4 protein-coding genes are annotated in these 3,670 nt (G+C 67.5%); 2 read left to right on the top strand and 2 right to left on the bottom strand.

The window, feature by feature from the left end; all coding sequences use genetic code 11:
- Positions 1 to 238: hypothetical protein (locus VGT06_01680; GenBank protein HEV8661842.1), on the bottom strand; the 238-nt coding region annotated here is incomplete at its 3' end.
- A complete protein-coding gene (gene rhlP, locus VGT06_01685; protein ID HEV8661843.1) occupies positions 190 to 1,095 on the bottom strand; it encodes a rhombotarget lipoprotein in 906 nt (301 codons plus the stop codon). The genes rhlP and VGT06_01680, both read right to left, overlap by 49 nt.
- A gap of 427 nt (positions 1,096 to 1,522) precedes the next feature.
- Between rhlP and VGT06_01690 the strand changes: the two genes are divergently transcribed.
- Entirely contained in the window at positions 1,523 to 3,436 is a 1,914-nt protein-coding gene (locus tag VGT06_01690) for an ABC transporter ATP-binding protein (GenBank protein ID HEV8661844.1), read from the top strand.
- Positions 3,433 to 3,670: ABC transporter ATP-binding protein (locus VGT06_01695; protein ID HEV8661845.1), on the top strand; the 238-nt coding region annotated here is incomplete at its 3' end. The genes VGT06_01690 and VGT06_01695, both read left to right, overlap by 4 nt.

Here is a 3,670-nt window from a genome sequence, read left to right on the forward strand (position 1 = left end):
CGATGATCCACCCGGCGATGCCCAGGGCAAGAAGGTCATACAGGAGATGGCTGGGGGAGAAATGCACCCAGTTGCCGGTGATGAGCCTCCATCCCTCTCCACCGAGGATCGCCGTGCGGTCATAGACCAGTTGCGAGGCCAAGCCGGGGACCACGTACGTAACGATTCCGCCCGTGACGACGAGCAGCGTTACGAGCGGGATCTGTCGGCCCGCGCCTCCCGGCTTCTCGGTCCCCACAGCAGGTACCCTGCGATTCCCGCGAGGAGAACAACGGCAGAGGCGTCCAGGCTGCCGCCCCCTCGATATCCCGGCTTGTGAACGACTGTGATCTCCTCTGGCGACTTCTTGACTCTCTCCTGGAATCTCTCCAGTTCCTGCTCGAGACTGACCACCAGATTGCCGGCGGCCTGCTTGAACCCGGTTCCGCTGTCCTGTCTGAGTTGCTCGCTCAGATTGATCGGCGTGGCAGTCCCTTTCACGCGACTGATGCCGGGCGCCCGGAAGAGCATCTTACGGCTCGGGATATCGTACACGGCCGCGTCCATCATGGTGTTCGTGTCGTTTTTCTCCCCCTTGATGACGTATGCCCCGACCAGGGTCCAGTAGCTCAGCGAGAGGAAGCCCTCGTCCGTAAACTGGGCCTGATCGTAGGAGAGGAGGACGATCACGTCCACCCCGAACATGGTCCGAAGCTGGTCCAGGTTTGCGAAGCTCCCCCGAGGGGTCAGGTAGGCCGTGGGGATCAGTTCGATGGCCTTGACGAAGGGGTACTTCTTGAAATGGCCGCTCACCTCCTCCATCAGCGCGATCTTTTCCTTTTCGGTGAAGACCGGCTCGCCTGAGCGCCCGGAGCGGCCCTTGCGCTGACCCTCCGGCACGAAGGCGAGGCCCACTTTCAGGGGCAGGGACAGGGTGGGGATGGTTGGAGTTTCTACCGGTTCGGCCTTGTCCGGATAGAGGTACTCGACCACGCTGCTCGCCTGGTGAGAGCGCTGCCCGCCCGTGAGCTCGCTCCAGAGGGCGCAGCCTGTTGCGATCCCGGCAATGATGAGGAGCAAGGCCAGTCTGGCGACACATCGCATTGTGAGCTTCATCTTCGCCCCCCGAGGTTAAGGGAAGGTCGCCCAAAAGGGTAGGATTGGTCAGTCATAGGCGATTCGCCACCCCCGCACGGCCTGAACCGGCATGTTGAGCGTGCTGGTCGGCCTCAGCAGGGCAGCAAGGCGGATGCCAAGTGGATTCCTGTTGGAAACCGAGGGGATACCGGTCGGATGAGGGATATTCGGCAGTACCAAATTGGGCATTCCCGGTGACGGACTGTATAGGTAAGGCTGCCGGAAGATACCCCTTCACGCACGAGGCGAACCCGCCCGTCACGCGTCCGCTGGTCGACGTGAAGCGTGAACAGGGGTCAGTAAAGTTCCTCCAAAGTGCATGATTCCGGCAGGGCCTCCGTGAAAAATCCCGGCGCTGAGCACACCGGAGAGGCAGGCAGGTGAACCTTAGCGGAGCGGGAAAGCGGTGTCAAGACGCGGCCGCCCGGCGCCTTGCCCGTCCCCGCGGCTCGGGGTAGAATACCCCTCGGGCTGCCGGGGGTGCTCCGGGCCTCCCCCGGCAGCCCCTCGCCGTTCCCCTCGCCCGGCCGGAGGCCGCATCCGCGCCGCCCTGTCTCGCATCGTCCCCTCCCTGAGGCGACACCGCCGCGCCCTTCTCGTCGGCCTCGCCGCCCTCGTGGCCACGGACCTGGTCGGCCTCGCCATCCCGTGGCTCATGAAGGACGCGCTGGATAGCCTGCCGGCCGCCGCGGCGGGGCAGGCATCCCTTCTCCTCTATCCGGCGCTCATCGTCCTGGCCGCAGTCCTCCAGGGAGGGTTCCGGTACGTGTGGCGGACGAACGTCTTCGGGTTCTCCCGGAACGTGGAGTGCGAGGTCCGCCACCAGGTCTACGCGCACCTGCAGCGCCTCCCTCTCGCCTACTTCCATCGGGTCAAGACCGGAGACCTGATGTCGCGCCTGACCAACGACATGACGCAGTTCCGCGAGCTCATCGGCTTCGGGGCGGTGGCGGCGGTGGACTCGAGCCTCCTGGTGGCCCTGAACCTGAGCCTGATGCTGGTCCTCGACCCGGGGCTAACGGCCGTCGCCCTGCTCGCGCTGCCCGGCATCACGCTCCTGGTCCGGGGGTACGGCAACCGGATCCACCAGGGGTACCGGGAGGTCCAGAAGCAGCTCGGGATCCTCAGTACCTTCGTCCAGGAGAGCCTGGCCGGGATCCGGGTCGTCCAGGCCTACGCCCAGGAGCAGAACCAGGCCCGCCGCTTCGCGGCCGAGAGCCGGGCCTACGCGGACCGGACGCTGCAGGTGGTCCGGCTCTGGGCCTTCATGTGGCCCATGCTCTCGGTCGTCTCCGGTCTGTCGGCGGTCCTGGTCCTGTGGCTCGGGGGGCGGCGGGTCCTGGCGGGCGTGCTGACTCCCGGCGCCTTCCTGGCTTTCTTCGCCTACCTGCTGAACCTGACCTGGCCCCTCATGGCCGTGGGGTACGTGGTGAACCTTTACCAGCGGGGGAAGGCGGCGCTCACGCGCCTGGTGGAGGTCCTGGATGAGCCGGTCGCCCCGGGCCATCACCTCCCTGCCCCGGCGGCGGCGGCCCGGCTCCGGGGGGAGATCGAGTTCAGGGGCCTTTCCTTCCGATACGACGGCGGCCCCGAGGTTCTCCACGACATCTCCCTCCGGATCCCGGTGGGAAGCTGGCTCGGCATCGTGGGGGAGGTGGGGGCGGGCAAGACGACCCTCGTCCACCTGCTGCCCCGCCTGTTCGAGGCGCCGCCCGGAACCCTCTTCCTCGACGGGCGGGACATCCTCACCATCCCGCTCCAGGAGCTCAAGGCGAATATCGCCCTGGTCTCCCAGGACATCTTCCTCTTCTCGGACACGATCCGGGAGAACATCCTGTTCGGGCGGGGGGAGGCCTCCCCGGAGGCGCTGGAGGAGGCGGCCCGGGTCGCTCACCTGCTGCCGACCATTCACGAGTTCACGCGCCAGTTCGACACCCTCCTGGGGGAGCGGGGGGTGCGCCTCTCGGGCGGGCAGAAGCAGCGGACCGCGCTCGCCCGGGCCCTCGTGACCGGCGCCCCGATCCTGATCTTCGACGACGCCTTCTCCAGCGTGGACACCGAGACGGAGGAGCGGATCCTCCGAGAGCTCAAGGCGACGCTCCGCGACCGGACGGTCCTCCTCATCTCTCACCGGATCTCCACGGTGATGGAGGCGGACCAGATCGTGGTCCTCCAGGGGGGACGGATCCTCGAGCGGGGGACCCATCGGGAGCTCCTCGCGGCGGGCGGGCGGTATGCGACGCTGGTGCGGCAGCAGGCGCTGCGGCGGGAGCTGGAGGCGGTGGGGGGCGAGGCGGCCGTCTTCGAGGAGCGCGCGTGACGATCCCGGACCTGCACGAGGACGAGATCCTGGGGAAGGCCTACGACGCCGCGTTGGCGCGGCGGCTGCTCGCGTTTCTCCGGCCGTACCGCCGGGCCGTGGCCTTCGCCTTCCTCTGCCTCCTCTTGGAGAAGGGCGCGGAGCTGGCGGGGCCGATGCTCATCGGCGGGGCGCTGGACGCGGCCGTTCTGCACCGGGACGTGGTCTCCCTGGACCGCTACGCCCTCCTCTTCC

Origin of the sequence: Candidatus Methylomirabilis sp. (assembly GCA_036000645.1) — a bacterium.
GTDB lineage: Bacteria > Methylomirabilota > Methylomirabilia > Methylomirabilales > JACPAU01 > JACPAU01.

Bases quoted from the DNA above. Each gene is read 5' to 3' on its own strand.
- rhlP (HEV8661843.1), bottom strand. From the start codon at position 1,095: ATGAAGCTCACAATGCGATGTGTCGCCAGACTGGCCTTGCTCCTCATC.